At 64.8% G+C, this 23,000-nt stretch carries 17 protein-coding genes; 14 read left to right on the forward strand and 3 right to left on the reverse strand.

What is annotated here, in order from left to right:
• The first annotated feature begins 15 nt into the window (after positions 1-15).
• From HUX88_RS26600 to HUX88_RS26660, 13 genes are all read left to right on the forward strand, one after another.
• On the forward strand, positions 16-930 hold the full coding sequence (locus HUX88_RS26600) for a DMT family transporter (protein WP_176363705.1): 915 nt from the start codon (positions 16-18) through the stop codon (positions 928-930).
• Between the two features lie 7 nt (positions 931-937).
• Positions 938-1,882: a GlxA family transcriptional regulator gene (locus HUX88_RS26605; RefSeq protein ID WP_176363706.1), complete on the forward strand. Its 945-nt coding sequence runs from the start codon at positions 938-940 to the stop codon at positions 1,880-1,882.
• A gap of 141 nt (positions 1,883-2,023) precedes the next feature.
• Complete coding sequence (gene astC, locus HUX88_RS26610; protein WP_176363707.1) at positions 2,024-3,268, forward strand: acetylornithine/succinylornithine family transaminase; 1,245 nt, start codon at positions 2,024-2,026, stop codon at positions 3,266-3,268.
• A gap of 93 nt (positions 3,269-3,361) precedes the next feature.
• Positions 3,362-4,399, forward strand: a complete 1,038-nt coding sequence (locus HUX88_RS26615) for an arginine N-succinyltransferase (protein ID WP_176363708.1) — start codon at positions 3,362-3,364, stop codon at positions 4,397-4,399.
• Between the two features lie 13 nt (positions 4,400-4,412).
• Complete coding sequence (gene astA / locus HUX88_RS26620; protein ID WP_176363709.1) at positions 4,413-5,471, forward strand: arginine N-succinyltransferase; 1,059 nt, start codon at positions 4,413-4,415, stop codon at positions 5,469-5,471.
• On the forward strand, positions 5,464-6,936 hold the full coding sequence (astD, locus tag HUX88_RS26625; RefSeq protein WP_176363710.1) for a succinylglutamate-semialdehyde dehydrogenase: 1,473 nt from the start codon (positions 5,464-5,466) through the stop codon (positions 6,934-6,936). The genes astA and astD overlap by 8 nt, the downstream gene beginning before the upstream one ends.
• A gap of 9 nt (positions 6,937-6,945) precedes the next feature.
• The gene (gene astB, locus HUX88_RS26630) at positions 6,946-8,283 is read left to right on the forward strand and encodes an N-succinylarginine dihydrolase (RefSeq protein ID WP_176363711.1); all 1,338 of its coding nucleotides are present in this window, start codon (positions 6,946-6,948) and stop codon (positions 8,281-8,283) included.
• Positions 8,284-8,402: 119 nt separating this feature from the next.
• The gene (locus HUX88_RS26635) at positions 8,403-13,115 is read left to right on the forward strand and encodes an NAD-glutamate dehydrogenase domain-containing protein (RefSeq protein ID WP_176363712.1); all 4,713 of its coding nucleotides are present in this window, start codon (positions 8,403-8,405) and stop codon (positions 13,113-13,115) included.
• Entirely contained in the window at positions 13,115-14,107 is a 993-nt protein-coding gene (locus HUX88_RS26640; protein ID WP_117014171.1) for a succinylglutamate desuccinylase, read from the forward strand. The genes HUX88_RS26635 and HUX88_RS26640 overlap by 1 nt, the downstream gene beginning before the upstream one ends.
• Before the next feature lie 90 nt (positions 14,108-14,197).
• Positions 14,198-14,740 carry an EF-hand domain-containing protein gene (locus HUX88_RS26645; protein WP_117014170.1) on the forward strand — a complete coding sequence of 181 codons (543 nt, stop codon included), beginning with the start codon at positions 14,198-14,200 and terminating at the stop codon, positions 14,738-14,740.
• Between the two features lie 99 nt (positions 14,741-14,839).
• Positions 14,840-15,085: an AbrB/MazE/SpoVT family DNA-binding domain-containing protein gene (locus HUX88_RS26650; protein WP_117014169.1), complete on the forward strand. Its 246-nt coding sequence runs from the start codon at positions 14,840-14,842 to the stop codon at positions 15,083-15,085.
• Positions 15,086-15,375: 290 nt separating this feature from the next.
• The gene (locus tag HUX88_RS26655; protein ID WP_176363713.1) at positions 15,376-15,885 is read left to right on the forward strand and encodes a DUF1993 family protein; all 510 of its coding nucleotides are present in this window, start codon (positions 15,376-15,378) and stop codon (positions 15,883-15,885) included.
• A 341-nt stretch (positions 15,886-16,226) separates the two neighbouring features.
• Complete coding sequence (locus HUX88_RS26660; RefSeq protein WP_176363714.1) at positions 16,227-17,693, forward strand: amino acid permease; 1,467 nt, start codon at positions 16,227-16,229, stop codon at positions 17,691-17,693.
• A 199-nt stretch (positions 17,694-17,892) separates the two neighbouring features.
• On the opposite strand, the gene HUX88_RS26665 is transcribed toward HUX88_RS26660, so the two are convergent.
• Complete coding sequence (locus HUX88_RS26665) at positions 17,893-18,147, reverse strand: hypothetical protein (protein WP_161090130.1); 255 nt, start codon at positions 18,145-18,147, stop codon at positions 17,893-17,895.
• Positions 18,148-18,372: 225 nt separating this feature from the next.
• On the opposite strand from HUX88_RS26665, the gene HUX88_RS26670 reads away from it, so the two are divergent.
• The gene (locus HUX88_RS26670; RefSeq protein ID WP_176363715.1) at positions 18,373-19,779 is read left to right on the forward strand and encodes a diguanylate cyclase; all 1,407 of its coding nucleotides are present in this window, start codon (positions 18,373-18,375) and stop codon (positions 19,777-19,779) included.
• Here the strand turns inward: HUX88_RS26670 and HUX88_RS26675 are convergent, their stop codons facing one another.
• Together HUX88_RS26675 and HUX88_RS26680 are read right to left on the reverse strand one after the other, a co-directional pair.
• Positions 19,780-20,700 (reverse strand): EamA family transporter, encoded by a 921-nt coding sequence (locus HUX88_RS26675; RefSeq protein WP_176363716.1) that lies wholly within the window; start codon positions 20,698-20,700, stop codon positions 19,780-19,782. It lies immediately after the preceding gene.
• A 48-nt stretch (positions 20,701-20,748) separates the two neighbouring features.
• Entirely contained in the window at positions 20,749-22,938 is a 2,190-nt protein-coding gene (locus tag HUX88_RS26680) for an FUSC family membrane protein (protein ID WP_176363717.1), read from the reverse strand.
• Positions 22,939-23,000 lie beyond the last annotated feature (62 nt).

Consider the following 23,000-nt stretch of genomic DNA (forward strand, 5'->3'; position numbering starts at 1 on the left):
CATAATAAAAAAGCCATGCCTCAACACTTGCGCGGCATTGCCGCTTTGCTGATCGTGACCCTGGTTTGGGGCACGACTTTCCCTGCGATGAAGAACATGACCGGCTACCTGTCGGCCAGCTGGATCGTGCTGTGCCGCTTCGCGCTGGCCGGCCTGCTGTTGTCGCCGCTTATGTGGCGCGCCAAATGGAACGATGTCCGCTGGGGCATCGTGGCCGGCGCGGTGTTGTTCCTGTGCTACGTGTTCCAGATCGAGGGCCTGGCCCTGACCAGCTCCAACCGCAACGCCTTCGTCACCGGCCTGAACGTGCTGGTGCCGCCGCTGCTGGGCGTGCTGATGGGCGCGCGCCTGGAGCGCCGCATCGTCGTCGCGCTGGTGCTGGCGCTGGCCGGCCTGTTCGCGCTGTGCTGGGAGGGCAGCTTCACCTGGGGCCGCGGCGATACGCTGGCGCTGCTGTGCGCGCTGTTCTTCGGCATCTACGTCAAGCTGATGGAGTCCACCACCCGCAAGGTCGAGAAATTGATGGTGCTGACCGCCTCGCAGATCCTGACCGTGGCCGTGTGCGCCGCGATCTGGCTGCTGATCCGCGAAGTGCCGCTGGGCCTGGCCGAGCGCAGCCAGGACCTGCCCGACTATGTGAGCTACATCGGCAAGGGCTTGCGGATATACGGCCTGAACCTGGCCTACCTGGGCGTGGTCGCCACGGCGGCCATCATTTCGCTGCAGACCTGGGGCCAGAGCCACAGCAGCGCCAACGAGGCGGCGGTGATCTACGCCTTCGAGCCGGCATGTGCGGCCATCTTCGCGTACTTCTGGCTGGGCGAGACGCTGGCCTGGAACGGCCTGCTGGGCGCCACGCTGCTCATCGGCGGCATGATCGTCAGCCAGTGGAGCACCGAGCGGCCCGCCGCCGCGCTGGCACCGGAGTAAGTGTCTTATGTCTTTTGATAATCTGTCCCGCGTCACGCAAGAGCGGCCGTTGCGCATGCTGCTGGTGAACGCGGGCGAGGCGGAATCGATCACCTGGGCCGGCCTGGTGCAACCGCTGCGCCTGGCCGCCGCCGCGCTGGGCCGCGACGTGCTGCACCTGGAGACCATGACGCCGTCGCAAGTGGTGCTGGCCCAGCCGGGCTGGCATATCGCGCTGCTGGTGGCGGACGAGGGCCAGTCGCCGCTGGCGCCCGAGCTGGCCCGCGCCGTCATCGAGCGCTGCCGTTCGGCCGAGTACTGGGGCGGCGTCGGCGCCGGCGTGCTGTGGCTGGCCACGGCCGGCCTGATGGCGGGCGTGCGCATCGCGCTGCCGTGGGCGCTGTACGCCGACACCGAGGGCATCTCCGAGCGCGCCATCCTCACGCCTCACCTGTTCGAGCTGGACGGCCGCCACTTGAGCTGTTGCGGCGGCGCCGCCAGCATCGACTTCGCGCTGACGATGATCGAGCATTTGTTCGGCGCCACCGTGCAGGCCACCGTCAAGGAGAGCCTGTGCATCGAGCGCGTGCGCGGCCACGAGGAGCGCCAGCGGGTCGCCTTGCAGGCGCGCTTCGGCGCCCTGCAGCCGCGCCTGTCCGAGGCGGTGACGCTGATGGAGACCAATATCGAGGAGCCGCTCTCCACCGACGACATCGCCAACCTGGTCGGCCTGTCGCGCCGCCAGCTGGAGCGCTTGTTCAAGCAATATCTGGGCAGCCTGCCGTCGCGCTACTACCTGGAGCTGCGCCTGCAGCGCGCGCGTCAGCTGCTGTTGGAGACCAACCACTCCATTGTGCAGGTGGGGCTGATGTGCGGCTTCTCGTCCGGCTCCCACTTCTCGACCGCCTTCGGCGCCCTGTTCGGCAACACGCCCCGCGAGGAGCGCCAGCGCAAGTTATCGCCACCTGTATAGACTGGTCGTTCCGACAAGCTTACTTTGCGGCCAAAAGTGAAAATCCTTGTCGCCATTAGAAAAGAGTTTTAGCATGCCGCTTTTTATAATGGGTCCACGCGGTGCTGTGCCGCGCCTTACCCAACATTGATAGGGAATGCCATGAACGCCAAGCTCGATACGACCGTAACCACCCGTCCTGTAACTCGTCAGACTTTTGATGAAGTTCTGGTGCCAACCTATGCACCTGCAGCGATGGTACCGGTCCGAGGCGCTGGCCTGGACCTGTGGGACCAGAATGGCAAGCACTACCTGGACTTCACGTCCGGCATCGCCGTGGCCGCGCTGGGCCACTGCAACCCGATCGTGGTCGAGGCGCTGACCCGCCAGGCCAACACCCTGTGGCACCTGGGTAATGGCTACACCAACGAACCGGTGCTGCGTCTGGCCCTGGCGCTGACCGAAGCGACCTTCGCCGACCGCGCCTTCTTCTGCAACTCCGGCGCCGAAGCCAACGAAGCGGCGCTGAAGCTGGCCCGCAAGTACGCCCACACCAAGTTCGGTCCGCACAAGTCGCGCATCGTGTCGTGCTACCAGTCGTTCCACGGCCGCACGCTGTTCACCGTCTCGGTCGGCGGCCAGTCCAAGTACACCGAAGGCTTCGAGCCGCTGCCGCCAGCGATCGAACACGTCACCTATAACGACATCGAATCCGCACGCGCCGCCATCGGCGACGACGTCTGCGCCGTGATCGTCGAACCGCTGCAAGGCGAGGGCGGCGTGGTCCCGGGCGACAAGGCCTTCCTGCAAGAGCTGCGCGACCTGTGCACCAAGACCGGCGCCCTGCTGATCTTCGACGAAGTGCAATCGGGCATGGGCCGCACCGGCGACCTGTTCCACTACATGACCTACGGCATCACCCCGGACATCCTGACCGCCGCCAAGGCGCTGGGCAACGGCTACCCGATCGGCGCCATGCTGACCACCGAAGAACTGGCCAAGACGCTGGGCGTGGGCACCCACGGCACCACCTACGGCGGCAACCCGCTGGCCGCGACCGTGGCGCTGACCGTGCTGGACACGATCAACCAGCCGGCCTTCCTGGCCCGCGTCAAGGAAGCCAGCGCCAAGCTGCGCGCGACGCTGGAAAAACTGGTGGCCGACTATCCGCAGGTGTTCACGCTGGTGCGCGGCGCCGGCCTGCTGCTGGGCCTGGTCGTGACCGACGCCTGGAAGGGCCGTTCGAAGGACATCCAGCGCGCCGCCGAAGGCAATGGCCTGATGGTGCTGATCGCCGGCATGGACGTGGTGCGCCTGGCGCCCGCGCTGATCGTCACCGACGCGCAGATCGCCGAAGCCGACCGTATCCTGCGCCTGTCGCTGGACGGCATGCTCAAGGCTGCCTAAACAGCACCTACGGCGGCGGACCTGGTTCCGCCGTCTTTCATTCCAGCCCGGTGCGCTCTGCGGCGGGCTTGTGCATTAATCTGAGGAGTTCACATGTATGTAGTCCGTCCGGTCGAACTTGCGGATATCGCTGCCCTTGAAGCGCTGGCCGCGGTCACCATGCCGGGTGTGCACACCTTGCCGAAAACGCGCGAGAAGATCATCGACATGATCGAACGTTCGATCGCCTCGTTCGCCGCGCATGTCGACATCCCCAGCGAGGAATCCTACGTGCTGGTGCTGGAGTCGCCGAAGGACAAGACCATCGTCGGCACCGCCGCGATCTTCGCGGCGGCCGGTTCCAACGGCACCTATTTCTCCTTCCGTAACGACGTGATCCAGCAGGTCTCGCGCGACCTGAACATCAGCCACAGCGTGCACGCGCTGACGCTGTGCTCCGAGCTGACCGGCTATTCGCAGCTGTCGAGCTTTTACGTCGGCGAGCAGGAACACGGCACGCCGGAAGCGGCCCTGCTGTCGCGCGCGCGGCTGATGTTCGCCGTGCTGGCACCGCACCGCTTCGCCGACCGCTTCTTCGTGCCGCTGGCCGGCGTGACCGACGCCGACGGCGGTTCGCCGTTCTGGGATGCGCTGGGCCGCAAGTTCTTCAAGATGGACTTCCTCGACGCCGAACGCGTGATCGGCGGCGCCCGCAACCGCACGCTGATCGTCGAGCTGATGCCGCACTATCCGGTCTACGTGCCGCTGCTGCCGGGCGACGCGCAGGCGGCCATGGGCCAGATCCATCCGTCGGGCGAGCTGGCGTTCAACCTGCTGACGGCCGAAGGCTTCGAAGCCGACGACTACATCGACATCTTCGACGGCGGCCCGATTCTGCAGGCGCACAAGAATTCGCTGCGCACCTTCAACGGCGCGCTGCAGCGCCGCGTGACCACCGCCGCCGAATCGCCGGACCGCGGCCGCGAACCGCAGCTGCGCTACGCGGTGGCCTCGGGCTCCGAGCACAACTTCCGCGCCGTGATCACGCATTGCGCCGCGCTGGAATCGCAAGTCAACGTGGCGCTGCCTGCCGACGTGCAGGAAGCGCTTCAAATCGCCGAAGGCGATACCGTCATCTGCGTCAGAATCTAAGAGTGGACCAACTATGCTAGTAGTACGCGCAATCACAGCCAACGACCTCGACGCCCTGTACGTGATGGCCACGCAGGTCGGCAGCGGCATGACCACCCTCAAGCCGGACATGAAGATGATGGGCGACCGCCTGGCGATCGCGGTCGCCTCGTTCGCCGAAACCATCCCGCCCGAAAAGCGCGACTACATGTTCGTCATGGAGGACACCAGCAACGGCCGCATCGCCGGCGTGTGCGCGATCAAGGGCGCGGTCGGCCTGACGGAGCCGTTCTACAACTACCGCATCGGCACCCTGGTGCACTCCAGCCGCGAGCTGGACGTGTTCACCCGCATGGACACGCTGTACCTGTCGAACGACCTGACCGGCAGCACCGAACTGTGCTCGCTGTTCCTGGCGCCGGACTACCGCACCGGCAACAACGGCAAGCTGCTGTCGAAGAGCCGCTTCCTGTTCATCGCCCAGTTCCCGCACCTGTTCACCGAAAAGCTGATCGCCGAGATGCGCGGCTACCAGGAGGAGGGCGGCCGTTCGCCGTTCTACGAAGGCCTGGGCCGCCACTTCTTCAAGATGGACTTCGACCACGTCGACGACCTGACCGCCGTCGGCAAGAAGTCCTTCATCGCCGAGCTGATGCCGCGCCAGCCGCTGTACGTGGCCTATCTGCCGGAGGACGCGCAGCAGGTGATCGGCAAGGTCCACACCTCGACCGCGCCGGCGCGCCGCCTGCTGGAGCAGGAAGGCCTGTACTTTGAAGGCTACGTCGACATCTTCGACGCAGGCCCGGTGCTGCAGGCGCGCGTGTCGGAACTGCGCGCCATGCGCGAGAGCACGCTGGCCGAAATCGGCCTGACGACGGACTGGGACTCGGCCTGCGCGCCGGAATCCGCGCCCGCCGAACCGATGCTGGTGTCGAACACCACGCTGAAGGATTTCCGCATGATCCTGTCGCAATCGGTGCCGGTCAACGGCGCCATCGCGCTGCCGGAAGCCGAACAACAACTCCTGCACTGCCATACCGGCGATACGGTGCGCACGCTGTCCCTTAATTTGAGGAAGAATCCACATGTCTAAAGCTTTGAGTAACTTCATCAACGGCGAATGGCTCGCCGGTAGCGGCGCTGAACTGGTCACCATCGATCCGTCGAACGGCAAGCAGACCTGGGCCAGCAACGAATCGACCGCGCAGGACGTGGCCAGCGCCTGCGCCGCCGCGCGCGGCGCGTTCGAAGCCTGGGCCTTGACGCCGCTGGCCGAGCGCATCGCCGTCTGCACCCGTTTCCGCGACCTGCTCAAGCAGGACGCCGAGGAGCTGGCGCTGCTGATCGCCGAGGAGGTGGGCAAGCCGATGTGGGAAGCCCGCACCGAAGTGACCACCATGGCCAACAAGATCGACATCTCGGTGCAGGCCTACGGCGCGCGCACCGGCGAAACCCAGAACAAGGTCGCCGACGGCGAGGCCGTGCTGCGCCACCGTCCGCACGGCGTGTTCGGCGTGTTCGGTCCCTACAACTTCCCAGGCCACCTGCCGAACGGTCATATCGTCCCTGCGCTCATCGCCGGTAACACCGTGGTCTTCAAGCCGAGCGAGTACGCGCCGCGCACCGCCGTCAAGACCGTGCAGCTGTGGGAAAAGGCCGGCGTGCCGAAGGGCGTGATCAACCTGGTCAACGGCGGCCGCGACGCCGGCGTCGCGCTGGGCCAGAACGAACTGCTGGACGGCGTACTGTTCACCGGCAGCTGCCAGACCGGCACCGCGCTGCACAAGCAGTTCGGCGGCCAGCCGGGCAAGATGCTGGCGCTGGAAATGGGCGGTAACAATCCGCTGGTGGTGTGGGACGTCAAGGATATCGACGCCGCTGTGTTCATGGCGATTTCGTCGGCCTTCATCTCGGCCGGCCAGCGCTGCACCTGCGCGCGCCGCCTGATCGTCAAGCAGGGCGCGGAAGGCGATGCGATCGTCGCGCGCCTGGTCGACGTGGCCAGCCGCCTGACCATCGGCGCCTCCGCAGCCGAACCTGCGCCGTTCATGGGCCCAGTCGTTTCGGCGGCCATCGCCAAGCGCCTGGTGCAGGCGCAGGCCGACATGATCGCCAAGGGCGGCAAGAGCCTGCTGTCGATGCGCCAGCTGGTGGACAACACCGGCTTTGTCAGCGCCGGCATCGTCGATGTCACCGACGCCAAAGGCATCCCTGACGAAGAATGGTTCGGTCCTCTGCTGCAGGTGATCCGCGTGGCGGACTTCGACAGCGCGATCAAGGCCGCCAACGCCACCGAATTCGGCCTGGCCTCGGCGCTGATCTCGAACGATGAAAACCTGTGGAAGATCTATCAGGTGCGCGCACGCGCCGGCATCGTCAACTGGAACCGTCCGACCACCGGCGCGGCCAGCAGCGCGCCGTTCGGCGGCGTGGGCAAATCGGGCAACCATCGTCCGAGCGCCTACTACGCGGCGGATTACTGCGCCTATCCGGTCGCTTCCATCGAAAACAATGTACTTGAAATGCCTGCGAAACTGTCGCCGGGCATGCACTTCTAAGGAACCGAGATGCGCGCACGCGAATTCAACTTCGACGGCCTGGTAGGCCCATCGCACAACTACGCCGGTCTGTCGTTCGGCAATGTGGCCTCGTTCAGCAACGTCAAGAGCGCTTCGAATCCGAAGCTGGCGGCGCTGCAAGGGCTGGCCAAGATGCGCGCGCTGGCCGCGCGCGGCTTCGGCCAGGCGCTGCTGCCGCCGCAGGACCGTCCGAATTTCCGCCTGCTGCGCAGCATCGGTTTCACCGGTAGCGATGCCGAGGTGCTGGCCAAGGCCGCCAACGAGTCGCCGGTGATCCTGGCGTGCGCTTATTCGGCCTCGCCGATGTGGACCGCCAACGCGGCCACGGTCAGCCCGTCCGCCGACAGCGCCGACGGCCGCACGCACTTCACCGCCGCCAACCTGAATAACAAGCTGCATCGCGCCTTCGAGCACGCGCAGTCGGCGCGCTCGCTGCGCGCCATCTTCAAGGACGAGAAGCACTTCGCCGTGCACGACGCGCTGCCAGGCACGCCGGCGTTCGGCGACGAAGGCGCGGCCAACCACACGCGCCTGTGCAAGGACCACGGCAGCGCCGCCGTCGAGATGTTCGTCTACGGCCGCACCGAGTTCGACGCCTCGGCGCCGGCGCCTAAAAAATACCCGGCCCGCCAGACGCTGGAAGCATCGCAGGCCGTGGCGCGCCTGCATGGCCTATCAGCCGAGCGCACCGTCTACATCCAGCAGAATCCAGATGTGATCGACCAGGGCGTGTTCCACAACGACGTGATCGCGGTCGGCAACGGCAATGTGCTGTTCTACCACGAGCAGGCCTTCGCCGACGAGGCGGGCGCGCTGGAGCAGCTGCGCCGCGCGATGGGCGGCGTGGGCGCGGAGCTGAACGCGATCCGCGTCGATACGGCCAAGGTGTCGGTGGCCGACGCGGTGCACAGCTATCTGTTCAACAGCCAGCTGCTGAGCAAGGACAACGGCAAGATGGCGCTGGTGATCCCGCAGGAGTGCGAGGAAAACGCCGCCGTCGCGGCCTATCTGCAAGGCCTGGTCGCCAGCGGCAACGCGGTCGACGAACTGATTCACTTCGACCTGCGCCAGTCGATGCGCAACGGCGGCGGCCCCGCGTGCCTGCGCCTGCGCGTGGCGCTGACCGATGCCGAAGCGGCTGCGATGCATCAAGGCGTGGTGATGACCGAGGCGCTGTACCACACGCTGGTGGCGTGGGTGGAGAAGCATTACCGCGACCGGCTGGAACCGTCCGACCTGGCCGATCCGGCGCTGGCGATCGAGGTGCACACCGCGCTGGAAGACCTGAGCCGCATTCTGGGCCTGCCAGGGCTGTACGATTTGTAAAACATGTTTTCGCCCCCATATGACGATTTCGTGTTTAATTACACTTGACCACCGCCGCGCAGCCACAAGCCGGCGCGGCCCTGCAACATAAAATACACATAACGTATTGGAGAAGCACGATGAAACAAATGCCACAAGACCTGCGCGCACAGACGCTGGATTTGGTCAACGCCAGCAAGCCGGCCAGCGACAGCGGCCAGGTCGCAGCGCTGATCAGCGCCTGGCTCGGATCCCTGGACGATGAAGACCTGGCGGGCACCGCCCCCGGCAGCCTCGCCCCGGTGTTGTGGGACGGTTTCACGCAAGCCTCCAAGCGCTCCGGCTCCGGCGCGCAGATCGCCAAGCTGCGCTACGCGGATGGCCGCGGCGGCATGGCCACCGCGCTGCTGGTCCTGAACGACGACATGCCTTACCTGGTCGATTCGATCGTCATGGCGATGCGCAAGCTGCGCGTGGGCGTCAGTGGTGTCCTGAACTCGGTGCTGCCGGTCACGCGCAACGCGGACGGCGTGGTCACCGCCGTCGGCCAGAGTGGCGCCAAGCTTGAATCCTATGTCATGTGCCTGCTGTCCGAAGACCTGGCCGACGCCGAGATCGGCATGCTGGCCGAGCGCCTGGAAATGGTGTCGCGCGACGCCGCCGTGGTGCGCCGCGATAAAGCCGCGATGCTGGATCACTTCAGCCGCATCGGCGCCGAAGCCTCGGCGCATGGCGAAGAAGGCAAGGAGGTCGCCGCCTTCCTGGAGTGGGCCAAGACCGAGGGCTTCGAGCCGTTCGGCTACGCCTACTATCAAGTCAAACCGGGCGCGCGCGAACTGGAACGCGATATCCCGAGCCGCATCGGCGTGCTGCAGGATACGGCGCATCCGGTCTACGGCACCTGCCTGGCCAATATCCCCGGCGACTTCGACACGCTGTCCAAGCGCGTGCACACGCTGTCCATCGTCAAGGCCGACGTGGAAGGCACGCTGCACCGTGACCAGCAACTGGACTTCATCGGCATCCGCCACACCGACGCGCAAGGCGCGATCCTGGGCGAATACTGCTTCGTGGGTCTGTTCACCCGCGCCGCCACCGCGACGCCGCTGAACCGCCTGCCGTTCGCACGCGGCCGCGTGGCCAAGGTGCTGAGCATCGCCGGCGTGCGCCAGGAAGGCTTCCGCGCCGAGAAATTCATCGAGATCCTGGAATCGCTGCCGCGCACCGAAGCGCTGGAAGCGGAACCTGAATGGCTGGCCGAAGTGTGCGGCGCCGTGGTGTCGCTGTACAAGCAGCCGCGCACCAAGGTGTTCGCCCGCCGCGACGTGTACGCGCGCCACCTGAACGTGCTGGTCTACCTGCCGCGCGAGCGTTACAGCGCAAGCGTCGCTTCGTCGCTGGCCAAGGCGCTGCAAGCCAGCTCCGGCGCCCAGCATGTCAGCTCGCAGACGCTTGTGGCGGACGGCCCGCTGGCCCGCGTGTACCTGATCGCCCACGGCGCGCGCTATCCGCTGGACCTGGAAACCGATATCCAGCAGCCGCTGTTGTCGGTGCTGGACGGCTGGCACGACCAGTTCTCCGCACTGGCCGACGCCGTGGCCGACGTGCCGCTGCGCGCCAGCCTGCGCAAGATGTGCGCGACGCTGCCGACCGACTACGTCGCCGCCACCGCGCCGGAAGCCGCCTTCCACGACCTGGGCACCATCCTGCGCAACACCGATCCGTCGCGCGTGGACGTGCGCGTGGATACCGTGGCCGATGCCACCACCATCCGTTTGTACTCCGTCGACCGCGTACCGTCGCTGTCGACCATCCTGCCGGCGCTGCATAACGCCGGCGTGGCGATCGACCGCGAACAGGCGCACTCGCTGCGCGTGGACGGCAAGCGCCATTTCGTCACCAGCCTGTCGGTCGATGCCGCCAGCGGCGCCAACCTGGCCAAGACGGAAATCGTGCCGGTCGCGCAGGAGCTGTTCACCGCATTGTTCAACAACGAAGCCGAAGATGGCCGCCTGAATGGCCTGGTCATCGAGGGCGGCCTGAGTGTGCGCCAGGTGCAGTTGGTACGCGCCTACATGAGCTACTGGCGCCAGACCGGCAGCCGCTTCTCGGTGCGCTACATCGCCGAGACGCTGCGCAAGCAGCCGGTGGTGGTCAAGCAGCTGGTGGACGCCTTCCTGCAGCGCTTCGACCCCGCGCTGGACGACGCCACCCGCGCCGCCGCGCTGGACACGCTGGCCGGCATCAAGAGCCGCCTGCCGGCGATCAACCACGCCGACAGCGAGGAAGTGCTGGGCGCGATGACGGACCTGATGTCCGCCACGCTGCGCACCAACTACTTCCAGAACAATCAAAAGGGCGACAAGATCATCTTCAAGTTCGACACCAGCAATCTGTCGCTGGTGCCGGAACCGCGTCCGTTCCGCGAGATCTTCGTGTTCTCGCGCCGCTTCGAAGGCGTGCACCTGCGCGGCGGCCCGGTCGCCCGTGGTGGCCTGCGCTGGTCGGACCGCATGGAAGATTACCGCACCGAAGTCCTCGGCCTGGTGAAGGCGCAGATGGTGAAGAACGCCGTCATCGTGCCGGCCGGCGCCAAGGGCGGCTTCGTCTGCAAGCAGATGCCGAAGGACGCCGTGCGTGAAACCATCGCGGCCGAAGGCGAAGCAGTGTATCGCCTGTTCATCGCCAGCCTGCTGGAAATGACCGACAACCGCGTGCTGGGCAAGATCGTTTCGCCGGCCGATACCGTGTGCTACGACGGCAACGATCCGTACCTGGTGGTGGCCGCCGACAAGGGCACCGCGACCTTCTCCGACATCGCCAACGGCATCGCCGTGCAGCGCGGCTTCTGGCTGGGCGACGCGTTCGCGTCGGGCGGTTCGAACGGCTACGACCACAAGAAGATGGGCATCACCGCCAAGGGCGCGTTCGAAGCGGTCAAGCGCCACTTCTACGAAATGGACCACGACATCCACGCCACCCCGGTGACGATGGTCGGCGTGGGCGACATGTCGGGCGACGTGTTCGGCAACGGCGCGCTGCTGTCGCGCAAACTGAAAATCGTGGCGGCATTCGACCACCGCCACATCTTCCTCGATCCGAATCCGGACATGGAAAAATCCTTCGTCGAACGCGAGCGCATGTTCGCGCTGCCGCGCTCCTCGTGGGATGACTACAACAAGGAGCTGATCTCGGCCGGCGGCGGCGTGTTCCCGCGCAGCGCCCGCAGCATCGAGCTGTCGCCGCAGATCCGCGCCACGCTGGACATCGAGGAAACCTCGCTGCCGCCTGAGGAACTGATGCACCGCATCCTGCTGGCGCCTGTGGACCTGTTCTACAACGGCGGCATCGGCACCTACATCAAGGCGTCGACCGAATCGCACGCGCAGGTCAAGGACCGCGCCAACGACAACATCCGCGTGGACGGCAACCAGCTGCGCTGCAAGGTCGTGGCCGAAGGCGGCAACTTGGGCGCGACCCAGGCCGGCCGCATCGAGTTCGCGCTGGCGGGTGGCCGCATCTTCACCGATGCGATCGACAACTCGGCCGGCGTGGATTGCTCGGACCATGAAGTGAACGCGAAGATGTGGCTGGACGTGGAAATGAACGCCGGCCAATTGAGCGAGGCAGACCGCAACCGCGTGCTGAACGAAATGACCGCCGACATCGAACGCCTGGTCCTGCGCGACAACACGCTGCAAACGCAGTTGCTGGTGCGCGAGGCGCAGGCGCAGGTCGACGCGGCGGTGCAGGACGGCTACGCCGCGCTGATCGCGTCGCTGGAAGAAGAGGGCGCGCTGTCGCGTGAACTGGAGCAGCTGCCGTCGGTGGCCGAGCTGGCGCGCCGCAAGGCCGACGGCCGTGGCCTGACGACGCCGGAACTGGCGGTGGTGATCGCCAACGTGAAGAACCGCTACAAGCGCATCCTGTCGGCGCTGCCGCTGACGGACCTGAGCTGGGCCGAGTCGGTGCTGAAGCCGTACTTCCCGGACCTGCTGGTGGCAACCCGCCCAGCGCTGGCGCACCCGCTGGCCAACGCCATCCTGGCGACCGTGCTGGCCAACGAATCGGTGAACCGCTGCGGTCCGCTGATGCTGCGCCAACTGGCCGGCGAACACGGCGTGGACGAATCGGAAGTGATCCTGGCGTGGGGCCAGGCATGGTCCGCGCTGAACCTGGCGCCGGTCTTCACGACGCTGGATGCGGATGCACTGAAGGTGCCGCGTGCCGTGTCGATCAAGGTCGATGCGCGTACCCGCGTGCTGCAAAAGTCGGTGATCGAAGGCGCGCTGTCGGTGCCTGCCGACCAGCTGCGCGCCGGCGTGGCCGAGCTGACCAAGCTGTTCGCCAAGCCTGAGACGCTGGCGCAGTTGACGCCAGCCGACGGCCAGTCGGATGCGGACATCACGTCCGGCCTGCGCGCCGAATTCGTCCAGGCCTGGAAGGCTGTCGATGCGATCGACGCGGTGGCGGCGTTTGTGTTCGCGGCGCTGTCGGTATCGCGTCCCGAAGGCATGGACCTGCCGGCGTTCCTGCAGGTTGGCCTGGCGCTGCGCGCGCAGGTCGGCATCGACATGCTGGAGCGCGGCCTGAAGCTGCCGGCCACCAGCCGTTCGCAGGAGCAGCTGCGCAGCTATGCGCAGAACGCGCTGCGCCGCACGCAGCAACGCCTGCTGTCGCAGGTGCTGCAGCATGCGACCGGCGGCCATACGGCGGCGGAAGCGGTGGAAGTCGTCGCCAACACGCTGGGCCTGTCCGGCTATGCGGCGTCGGCCGATCTGGAACAGGCGATGCTGGACGTTTGGGCTTTGTCCGAGGCGACCAATTCCGGTAACACGATGCTGGTGGTGTAATGAGCGACGATTTACCCAAGGCTTTGCCGGAGTCGGTACGCGCTCTGGCTGAAGCGGATTTCAGCGTGGTCGCGCAGCGCTTTTCGGCGGCCGGGTTTGCGGTGACGCAGCCGGCCGACGGTATCCTGACCATTAAGGCCGAAGGTGAACGTCCGAGCGTGCTGGTTTCGGTCGGCGTGCACGGCGACGAGACCGGACCGATCGAAGTGGTGGCGTATCTGCTGGAGGCCTTGTCGCAGCAGGCTTCCTCGCTCGCGGTGAACCTGATGCTTTGCGTTGGCAATATCGGCGCGATCAGGGCTGGCAAGCGTTTCATCGACGCCGACTTGAACCGCATGTTCCGCAAGGAGCGCGGTTCGCTGGAAGGCACTGCCGAAGCGGCGCGCGCCGATGTGATGATCGCCGCGACTGCGGCCTTCTTCGAGGGAGCGGGGCCGGTGCGTTGGCATCTGGATCTGCATACGGCGATACGGCCGTCGGTGTATCCGACCTTCGCCATCGTGCCGGAGCTGATTCCCGATCAGCCGCGCCGCGAGTTGATCGAGTGGCTCGGGTTGGCCGGCATTGGCGCGGTCATCATGAATCCCGCTTCGGTGGGGACGTACAGCTACTACTCGGCCGAGCATCACGCGGCGGCCGGCACCACCGTGGAGCTGGGGCGTATCGGCACGCTGGGGCAGAACGATCTGTCGCAGTTTGCCGATGCTTCCTTGGCGCTCGATGACCTGCTGCGCGGCGCGGCCAGGCGTGAGGCCAAGCAGCAGCCGCACGTGTTCAACACGGCGCGCCAGATCATCAAGTTGAGCGACAAGTTCCAGATGGCGTTCGGCAAAGAGACGCACAACTTCACGGCGCTCAAGCAGGGCGAGGAAATCGCGCGTGATGGCGATACCGTCTACACCGTCCAGCATCCCGAGGAGCTGGTGGTGTTCCCCAACCCGGACGTGCGTGTCGGCTTGCGCGCGGGGCTGATGGTGGTGCGCGTTTCCTGATCTTTACGCCGCTTTACACTTTGCGGGGTCATAGTTACACGGATTGTTTCGTTAACAGGAATAGCATTCCTTAACTACGGAGTAATCGACATGACGACAGCAATCAGCGGCGTTTCAAGCGGCAGCACCCAGGCCACCACCTTCGATCCCGCAAAGGGGGCGGCGCGCTTCGCGGCCAAGGTGTTCAAGGACCTGGATGCCGACAAGGACGGTAAGGTCAACAAGGACGAATTCGTATCGGGGCTGGAGTCGAAGGGCGTGTCGGCCGATGACGCCACCAAGCAGTTCGATGCGATCGATACGCAGAAGACCGGTTCGATCACCCAGTCCGACCTGGAGACCGCGATCAAGAGCGGCTCCTTCGCGCCACCGCGCCCCAATGGCGGTGGCGAAGCGGGCGGCTCCGGCGGCCCGCAAGGCGGCCAACATGCGGAAGGCGCGCGCGGCGCGGGTGGTGGCGGCGGTGCGGGTGGCGTCAGCAGCTCCGGCAGCTCCAGCAAAACCTACGAAGCGGCCGACACCAACAAAGACGGCACGGTCTCCGCGCAGGAGCAACTGGTCTACAGCATCGCCCATCCCGACAAAACCTCCGACGCCAGCAAAATCGGCAACAACGTCGACCAGTTGGCCTGATTCGAAGGGAATTGAGGCCTCGCAAAGGCAGCGCTGCGTCTTCTTGATTTTTCCGCGCATACGCCTAGAGTAAAGGGCATATGCATTGAGGAGTAAATCATGACAATCGCTTTTTTGGCCCCGGACGGAACGGTAACTGTCCCGCGATCAGTGCGGAAAGCGCTTGGCCTTGAGAATGGCGGCCGCATTGAGTTTCTGCCGTTTGGCGACGGACAGGTCGTCATGATTGCAATGAATTTGTCTCCCAAGATGATGGAGGGCATTTTGCCTAAGCCGGATCTAGATTGTTCAGTCGAGGAGATGATCGAAATTGCGGCGAAGCGTGCGGCTTTGGCGTCCAAATGATAGGCCTGGATACAAATGTGCTGGTGCGATATTTTATGCAGGACGACGCTCGTCAATCTGCTCAAGCCAAAGCGCTCGTTAACTCACTTTCGGTATCGAACGTGCGCTTCGGCTTTGCAATACGTCGTCGGCAGATTTTATAGACTGCTTAATCTTCAGCGTCGCCAAGCGAGCTGGGTGCTCCCACACAGCGACCTTTGATCGAAAAGCCACTAAAGTTCCGGGCGTGCTGCGGGTCGAGTAGGCTTGCGTTACACTCACCATCTCTACCTTACCGTTTGGAGTTCGCGATGTCGTTATCGATGCATCGGGTGTCTGTGCCCGTGTTTGTGCGTGGGTTGAAGGTGTTGTCGGAGTTGCTGAAGAAGGCGGAAGCCTATGCCGAGCAGCATGGCTCGGTGCCGGATGCTCTGATCTCCGCGCGGCTGGCGGACGATATGCTGCCGCTGTCGGCCCAAGTGCAGCGCGCCAGCGATACGTCGAAATTGTCGGTGGAGCGCCTGAGCGGCGTGCCAGCCCCCAAGTTCGAAGACAACGAAACCTCGTTCGCGCAATTGCAGCAGCGGATCGCCGACACCATCGCCTACCTGGACAGCGTCGCCGAAAGCGACTTCGCCGGCAGCGAGGGGCGCGCGATCAAACTTAATTTTGGTTCGTTCCAGCCGGAGTTCAAAGGGGACGATTACTTGCTGACGTTCGCGTTGCCGAACTTCTTCTTCCACATCGCCACCGCCCACGACATCCTGCGCAACCAGGGCGTCCCGGTCGGCAAGCGCGATTACCTCGGGCCGTACGCTTAACCGCGCACCAGCCAGGTCGCCAAGGTGCCCGCCAGGCCCAGCAAAACAACGGCGGCGCCCGCGACGGCAGGATGGATGCGCCGGGATACGGTAGGGATTTTTTGGATAGGCATATTGGTCTCCTTCTTGGCTGGATGTAACACTTAGGCCTAGAGTAGCTTGACAACAATTTCCAATCTATACATCCCGCTGTATCAAAAGTAAGCAACTGTAACGGAGCCCTTACCCCGCCTGGGGTCTGAGTTGTTTTTCTAACACAAAATTACTGTATTGCGATGGGCCGGAAGGCCCTATAATCGCTTAGTTTTTTTGCCCGTACATATCTCCCACAAGGATTACCTGTGAACCAAACGTTGGTCCAGAAACTGACCCGTACCAAGCCGGTCGATAACCGAGTAGAACCTGCTCCTACCAGTAGCAACAGCCTGCACCGCTCCATAGGCTTGTTCCCCTTGACGATGATTGGTGTCGGCGCCACGATCGGCACCGGTATCTTCTTCACGATGGTGGAGGCCGTGCCAAAAGCCGGGCCCTCCGTGATCCTGTCCTTCCTGTTCGCCGCCATCACCGCCGGCCTGACCGCGTTGTGCTACGCCGAGCTGTCGTTCCGCATTCCGGCGTCCGGCTCGTCGTACTCGTTCGCGTACGCCACCGTCGGCGAGTTCCTGGCCTTCATCATGGCGGCCTGCCTGCTGCTCGAATATGGGCTGGCGGCCAGCGCCACGGCGATCGGCTGGTCCGACTACCTGAACAACTTCCTCAACAACGCCTTCGGCTGGCACATCCCCGAGGCGCTGCGCTCGCCGATGATCGTGTCCACGCCCAAGGGCATGGAGATCCACGCCGGGCATATCAACCTGCCGCCGGTGCTGCTGGTCGGCCTGTGCTGCCTGCTGCTGATACGCGGCACCAAGGAATCGGCCACCACCAACGCCATCATGGTGATGATCAAGCTGGCGATCCTGGTCTTCTTCGTCGCGATCGCGTTCTCGGGATTTGATATAAACAATTTCCACCCATTTTTCAGCCCGGACAACGGCGTCCACATCACCGGCATGACCGGCGTGACGGCCGCCGCCGCCACCGTGTTCTTCTCCTTCATCGGACTGGACACCGTGGCCACCGCCGGCGAGGAAGTGCGCGATCCGAAGCGCAACGTGCCGATCGGCATCCTGTCGGCGCTGGGCATCGTGACCTTGTTCTATCTGCTGGTGGCCGTGGCCGCGATGGGCGCGCAGCCGGCCTACAAGTTCGCCGGGCAGGAAGCCGGCCTGGCCGTGATCCTGCAGAACGTCACCGGCAAGACCTGGCCGGCGCTGGTGCTGGCGGCGGGCGCCGTGATCTCGGTGTTCAGCGTGACGCTGGTGACGATCTACGGCCAGACCCGCATCCTGTACGCGATCTCGAAGGATGGCCTGATTTCCAAGTCGTTCCAGAAGGTGAACCCGCGCACGGCGTCGCCGGTGCATAACACGCTGATCGTCTGCGTCGTGGTCGGCCTGGTGGCCGGTTTCGTGGACGCGACCTTCCTGTGGGATATGGTCAGCATGGGTACGCTGACGGCCTTCATCGTGGTGTCGCTGGCGGTGCCCGTGATGCGCAGGAAGGAAAACGGCAAGGGCACCAAAGGTTTCCGTGTGCCGTTCGGCCCGTACGTGGTGCCGGGCCTGAGCATCGCCGCCTGCCTGTACCTGATGTTCGGCCTGTCGATGACGACCTACACCATCTTCGTCATCTGGATGAGCGCGGCGGTGCTGACCTACTTCCTGTACGGCATGCGCAATTCGCGATTGAATCACGCCGCGTAAAGCGTCGCGACGTTAAAAAAGCCCCGGGCGCTTGCGCGTTGCCGGGGCTTTTTACTTTGGTGTGGCAGCTTATGCTTCGTCTTTGCCTGGGTTGGCGCCCAGGTAGAGGCGCAGTACGAGGCCCGACAGGGCGATGGCGGCAGGCAGGTTTTCGATGATGGTCAGCATGGTGATCTCCAGGAAGTTAAATTCGGTTCAATTAGCCGCGCGACGCCAGGAAGCGCAGTTCGGCGGACAGGCTAGGGGAATGACGTTCGCAGTCATTGGCCATGCTGTTCAGCCAGGCGGCGGAGGATGCCTTCTGGCGCGGCGAGACAACTTCGTCCGCCACAACGGCTGGACGTGGCTTGACGGCGAACAGTGCGGCAACCAGCTGGCGCGCTGCGGCGGCAACATTGCTGGCATAGCCAGGGGTGGCGAAGTCGGTGTAAGTCAGGTTGTTCGATGCGCTCATGGCAAGCTCCTTTAAATGTTTGTTTGTTGCAGTGCAGTATGCGCGTCTTTCAGTAATAAGCAAACTTTTGATTTGTGATACTAGCCATAAATATTTTATATAACTGACGAGTTTCCCTATGAAGAATGCGTTCTTAAGAGTAACTTTTTAAGCCTGGATTTTTTACGGCGGGGCGTCCATCAGGTATCATTACTGTCCAACTGGCAATAATTTGACGGAGCTCCGATGTCCCTGCGCACGAAATTCATGCTGGCTTTGCTGCTGACCGGATTGGCGGCGGTGGCAATGGTGGGCGGCCTGGCCTACGTGGGCATGACCAAGAAGGTGGATGTGATCCGCCGCCAGCACGCCGCCGATACCTTTTACGAGGGCATGAGCGCTTACTTGCAAAAGTACGGCAGCTGGCAGGCCGCCGGCGGCCAAGAGGCCTTTGATGAGTTCATGCACAGCCGGCGGGGTGCGCAGGGCAACCGTCCGCCACCGCCCGGGCAGGATGGCGAGGAGCGTCCGGGGCCGCCGCAGGGGGGCGAGCGCCCGGGGGCACGGCAAGGTGACGATCACCCGGGCCCGCCGCAGGGAGAGGAGCGCCAAGGGCCGCCGCAGGGCGATGAATCTCCGCGCGGCGACGACCGTCCGCCGCCGCCGCGACGCGGTGGTGAGCCGCCGTATCATTTCATCGCGGCCGATCAGGATTACCGCGTGCTGCTGGGCGGCGGCGCGTACCGGCACGGTGAGCTGCTGCCCGAGTCGGCCCGCAAGGATGCGCGAGCCGTCATGGTGAACGGCCGCGTGGCCGCCTACATTTCGCCGGAAGGGGTGTTCACGCCCAGCAAACAGGAAATGCAGTACATAGACGCGATGCGCGAGGCGCTGCTGGCCGGCGTGACCGCTGCGGCGGCGCTGGCGGTGCTGCTGGGCGTACTGTTAAGCCGGGGCCTGAGCCGCAAGCTCAGTCACCTGACCGGCGCGGTGCGCGCCATGCACGGCGGCTCGCTGCTGCAGCGGGTGCCGGTGGAGGGCAAGGATGAAGTGGCGGCGCTGGCGAGTGCCTTCAACGACATGAGCGAGCAATTGGCCCGTTCGCACGAGGAGCTGAAGGAATCGCACCAGACCATTCTGGCGCAGGCCGAGCAGATGCGCGAACTGAGTGTGCGCGACGCGCTGACCAAGCTGCACAACCGCCGCCACTTCGACGAGCATGCGACCACGCTGTTCAGCCATGCGGTGCGCCACAAGCGGCCATTGAGCGTGGTGATCGGCGATATCGATTTCTTCAAGCGCATCAACGACCAGTTCTCGCACGCCACCGGCGACGCGGTGCTGCGCCAGGTGGGCGAGATCCTGCGCAGCCATATGCGCCTGAGCGATCTGGTGGCGCGCTACGGCGGCGAGGAATTCGTGATCGCCTTCCCGGAGACCGAGCTGCCGCAAGCCGCCGCGCTGTGCGACAAGCTGCGCAACCTGATCGAAGGCTTCCCGTGGCACGAGGTGCATCCCGACCTGAAGGTCACGATGAGCATGGGCGTGTACGCCGACCTGGCCGCAGGCACGGCGGAAGCGATGCTGCAAAAGGCCGACGCGCTGCTGTACCGCGCCAAGCAGACGGGCCGCAACCGGGTTTGCTTCGCCTGATTAGCTGCGCCGGCCCAGCCAGCGTCCGCCGAACATGGTGCAGATCAGTGAGGCGACGATCAGCGCGATGCCGGCCCACTGCCAGCCGGTGATGACGTCGCCCAGCGCGATCATGCCGGCGCTGATCCCAACCACCGGCACGCCAAGGCTGAACGGCGCCACGCGGTTGACCGGATGGCGCTTCAGCAAGCGTGTCCACATGGCGTAGCCGAGGATGGTCGCCATCCAGCCCAGGTAGGCCGCCGAGATCCACGTGTCCAATGGCGCGCTGGTCCAGCTCCAGCGCGTGGCCGGATCGTCGAAGGCCAGCGACAGGCCGACGAACGGCAGTATCGGCACCAGGCTGCACCAGACCATGAATCCCACCACATCGAACTGCGGCGTGGCCTGCTGCGTGCGGCGCACGACGATGTTCGACGCCGCCCACATCGCGGCGGCGGCCAGGCATAGCACGAAGCCGCCGGCGGTGGTGCCGCCCGCGTGGCCGGGCTGCACGTAGTTCATGCCGAAGCACACCAGGCCCACGGCGGCCAGCAGCAGGCCCGCTTGCAGTTGGCGGCTGGCGCGTTCGTGCAGCAGCGCGAAACCAAAGAAGGCGGTGAAGAAGACTTGCGTTTGCAGGATCACGGAGGCCAGCGCGGCCGACATGCCGATCCGCAGCGACAGGAACAGCAGGCCGAATTGGCCGACGCCCTGGCACAAGCCGTAGGCGATGATCCATTTCGCCGGCAGCTTGGGCGGGCGGATGAACAGGATCAGCGGCAGCACGGCGAACACGTAGCGGGCGGCGCCCATTTGGAACGGTGTGAGGTGGCGGAGGCCGACCTTCATCGCGACGAAGTTGGTGCCCCAGATGAGGACTACGAACAGGGCGGAGATCAGGTCGCGGGTGCTGAAGGAAGACGGGGAGGTGGCGCTCATCCCTTCATCTTAACAGGCCTGCGCCAGGGCTGCTGGCGCTGGGCCGGATCAGGCCACGTTGCGGACGATGGCTTCGCTGTGGACGATGATCTTGAGGGCGTCCGCCTGCAGCAGGCGGATGCGCCGTTGCACCAGCGGCCAGCCGGACCACGGCATGGCGGCACCTTCGCCGGCGACCGGCGCGATGGCTGGCGCGGAGGCGAGTGCAGCGACGGGCGCAGTGGCCGCCGCAGCAGCCGTAGCGCCTGCGGCTTGCGGCGCCAACGCCTGCGCCAGCGTGTGCATGACCTGCTCGTGGCTCTCGCGCAGCATGGCGTTGACCGGCTCCGTCGGCAGCTCCTTCACGTGGCGGCGCAGGATGGCGCGCAGCGCGGCCACGTGCGCCACCAGCAGGTAGTTCTGCACGATGAACAGGTTGATGTCCTCCACCGCGCGCTGCTTGCTGGTTGGCTCGTCGAGCATACGCACCAGCGCGGAGCTGAGCGCGGCCAGGCTGTCCATCAGGCGCTTACGCTCGATGCGATACGCGAAATCGTCTTTGCCTTTGCCCTGCAACAGATCGAAGCTGGCCTCCATGTAGCGCAGGTTCACGTCCAGCACTTCGCGGATCAGGCGGGGGAGGGTCTGGTATTCCCAGGTGGCCAGCACGAAGCTGAACGCGGTCGCCACCGCAGCGCCGATGAAGGTGTCGATCAAACGCTCGACGATCAGGTCGTGGTTGCCCGGCGCGATCAGGTGCATCTGCAGCAGGATCATGATGCTGACCGCGATGGCCGCGTAGCGATAGCGCACATAGATGAAGGTCGGCGTGGCCACCGTCGATAAGATCAGGAAGCCCAGGATCGCGGCCGGATAGTTCAGGTACTTGATGATCAGCGCCGTGATAACGCAACCGATGATGGTGCCGACGATGCGGTCGCTGCGGCGCTGCTTGGTCATGCTGAAGCTGGGCTTGAGGATGATGACGATGGTGAGCACGATCCAGTAGCTGTGCGCCGCATACGGCAGCCACGAGGCCACCGCCAGGCCGACCGAGATCGCCATCGCCACCCGCAGCGAGAAGCGGAAGATCGGCGAATCGAAACGCAGGTGCGACAGGATCATGCGCAGCTCGTACTTCTGCTGCGACAAGAAGGGACCCATGTCGGCGTCGACCCAGAACGGCGTGGTGTCGTAGGCCTTCTGGCTGGCCTGGTGCAGCTCTCCGATCATCTTGATGATGGCGCGCACCTTGTTGCGCTGCGCGCGCAGCACGGCCAGCGCTTCGTGAGCCGGCTTGTCCTCGTCCACGCGCCGCTGCAGCGCCGCCAGCTCCGCCTCGATGGCGGCCAGTTCCGGCTCGTAGCTGATCTCCGGGTAGGAGGCCTTCTTGCGCGTGACGTCGTAGGCCACCGATTCGATATCGCGCGCCGCCTTGTAGGCCAGGTCGTGCAGCGTCTTGAGCACCGGCGAATCGGCCAGGTGCACGCGTAGCTGCGCGTAGTCGGTGTGGGTGGACAGCACCAGCTCATACAGGTCCAGCATGCAGACGTGGGTCTGCACGACGATGGCGTCCTTGCTGTTCTGGTGGCTGCGCAGTATCAGGTCGCGCGAGGCTTGCTGGCGGTCGGCCAGCAGGCTTTGGTGGCGTACCAGTTTGTTGAATTGTTCGGTGAGGTTGTAGCGCGTGTCGTAGAAGTCGGCCTTGATGTCGATGTAGGCCGCCAGTTCGAACAGCGCCTCGGCCAGCACCTGCTGCTTGATGCGGTGGCGCAGTATCCACGAGATGCCCATCGCGTAGGCCAGGTAGGCCACCGCGCCCAGCGTGAACAGGCCGGTGTGGATGAAGGACTGGCGCACCGTCATGTCGTGTTCCATCGACATGGTCATGATGAACAGCGTGGCCAATTGCAGCGGCATCGACTTCTTGCCATAGACGACCATCATGCAGGCCAGGAAGCTGATCGCCACCAGCATCGTCATCAGCAGCCAGTGCACCGGCGCGCATAGGCTGATCAACAGCGTGACGGCGCTGCACAGCAGGACCGAGGCGCTCATCTCGTTGAACTTGTGGCGCAGGGGGCTGGGCATGTCCATCAGCGCGGTGCAGAGCGCGCCGATGCACACCGTCATGGCGGTGGCCAGGTCGGCGAATTGCAGCGTGATCAGGGTGACGCCGACCAGGCCCGCAGCGAAGCGCAGGCCCAGGTAAAAGTAATGGCTGTAGAAAAAGGTGCGCAGGTTCAGTGCGTAATGCATGGCTATGGCCTTGTGGGCAGCTAGCATGCGCGCGGGCGGGATCGCCGCCGCGCGCATGGGGT

The organism is Duganella sp. BJB1802 (assembly GCF_013369445.1).
GTDB classification, from domain to species: Bacteria; Pseudomonadota; Gammaproteobacteria; order Burkholderiales; family Burkholderiaceae_D; genus Rugamonas; species Rugamonas vulcania_A.

Bases quoted from the DNA above. Each gene is read 5' to 3' on its own strand.
- astC (WP_176363707.1), top strand. From the start codon at position 2,024: ATGAACGCCAAGCTCGATACGACCGTAACCACCCGTCCTGTAACTCGT.
- HUX88_RS26600 (WP_176363705.1), top strand. From the start codon at position 16: ATGCCTCAACACTTGCGCGGCATTGCCGCTTTGCTGATCGTGACCCTG.
- HUX88_RS26680 (WP_176363717.1), bottom strand. From the start codon at position 22,938: ATGCATTACGCACTGAACCTGCGCACCTTTTTCTACAGCCATTACTTT.
- HUX88_RS26675 (WP_176363716.1), bottom strand. From the start codon at position 20,700: ATGAGCGCCACCTCCCCGTCTTCCTTCAGCACCCGCGACCTGATCTCC.
- HUX88_RS26640 (WP_117014171.1), top strand. From the start codon at position 13,115: ATGAGCGACGATTTACCCAAGGCTTTGCCGGAGTCGGTACGCGCTCTG.
- astD (WP_176363710.1), top strand. From the start codon at position 5,464: ATGTCTAAAGCTTTGAGTAACTTCATCAACGGCGAATGGCTCGCCGGT.
- HUX88_RS26615 (WP_176363708.1), top strand. From the start codon at position 3,362: ATGTATGTAGTCCGTCCGGTCGAACTTGCGGATATCGCTGCCCTTGAA.
- HUX88_RS26650 (WP_117014169.1), top strand. From the start codon at position 14,840: ATGACAATCGCTTTTTTGGCCCCGGACGGAACGGTAACTGTCCCGCGA.
- HUX88_RS26635 (WP_176363712.1), top strand. From the start codon at position 8,403: ATGAAACAAATGCCACAAGACCTGCGCGCACAGACGCTGGATTTGGTC.
- HUX88_RS26605 (WP_176363706.1), top strand. From the start codon at position 938: ATGTCTTTTGATAATCTGTCCCGCGTCACGCAAGAGCGGCCGTTGCGC.
- HUX88_RS26655 (WP_176363713.1), top strand. From the start codon at position 15,376: ATGTCGTTATCGATGCATCGGGTGTCTGTGCCCGTGTTTGTGCGTGGG.
- HUX88_RS26645 (WP_117014170.1), top strand. From the start codon at position 14,198: ATGACGACAGCAATCAGCGGCGTTTCAAGCGGCAGCACCCAGGCCACC.
- astB (WP_176363711.1), top strand. From the start codon at position 6,946: ATGCGCGCACGCGAATTCAACTTCGACGGCCTGGTAGGCCCATCGCAC.
- astA (WP_176363709.1), top strand. From the start codon at position 4,413: ATGCTAGTAGTACGCGCAATCACAGCCAACGACCTCGACGCCCTGTAC.
- HUX88_RS26665 (WP_161090130.1), bottom strand. From the start codon at position 18,147: ATGAGCGCATCGAACAACCTGACTTACACCGACTTCGCCACCCCTGGC.
- HUX88_RS26670 (WP_176363715.1), top strand. From the start codon at position 18,373: ATGTCCCTGCGCACGAAATTCATGCTGGCTTTGCTGCTGACCGGATTG.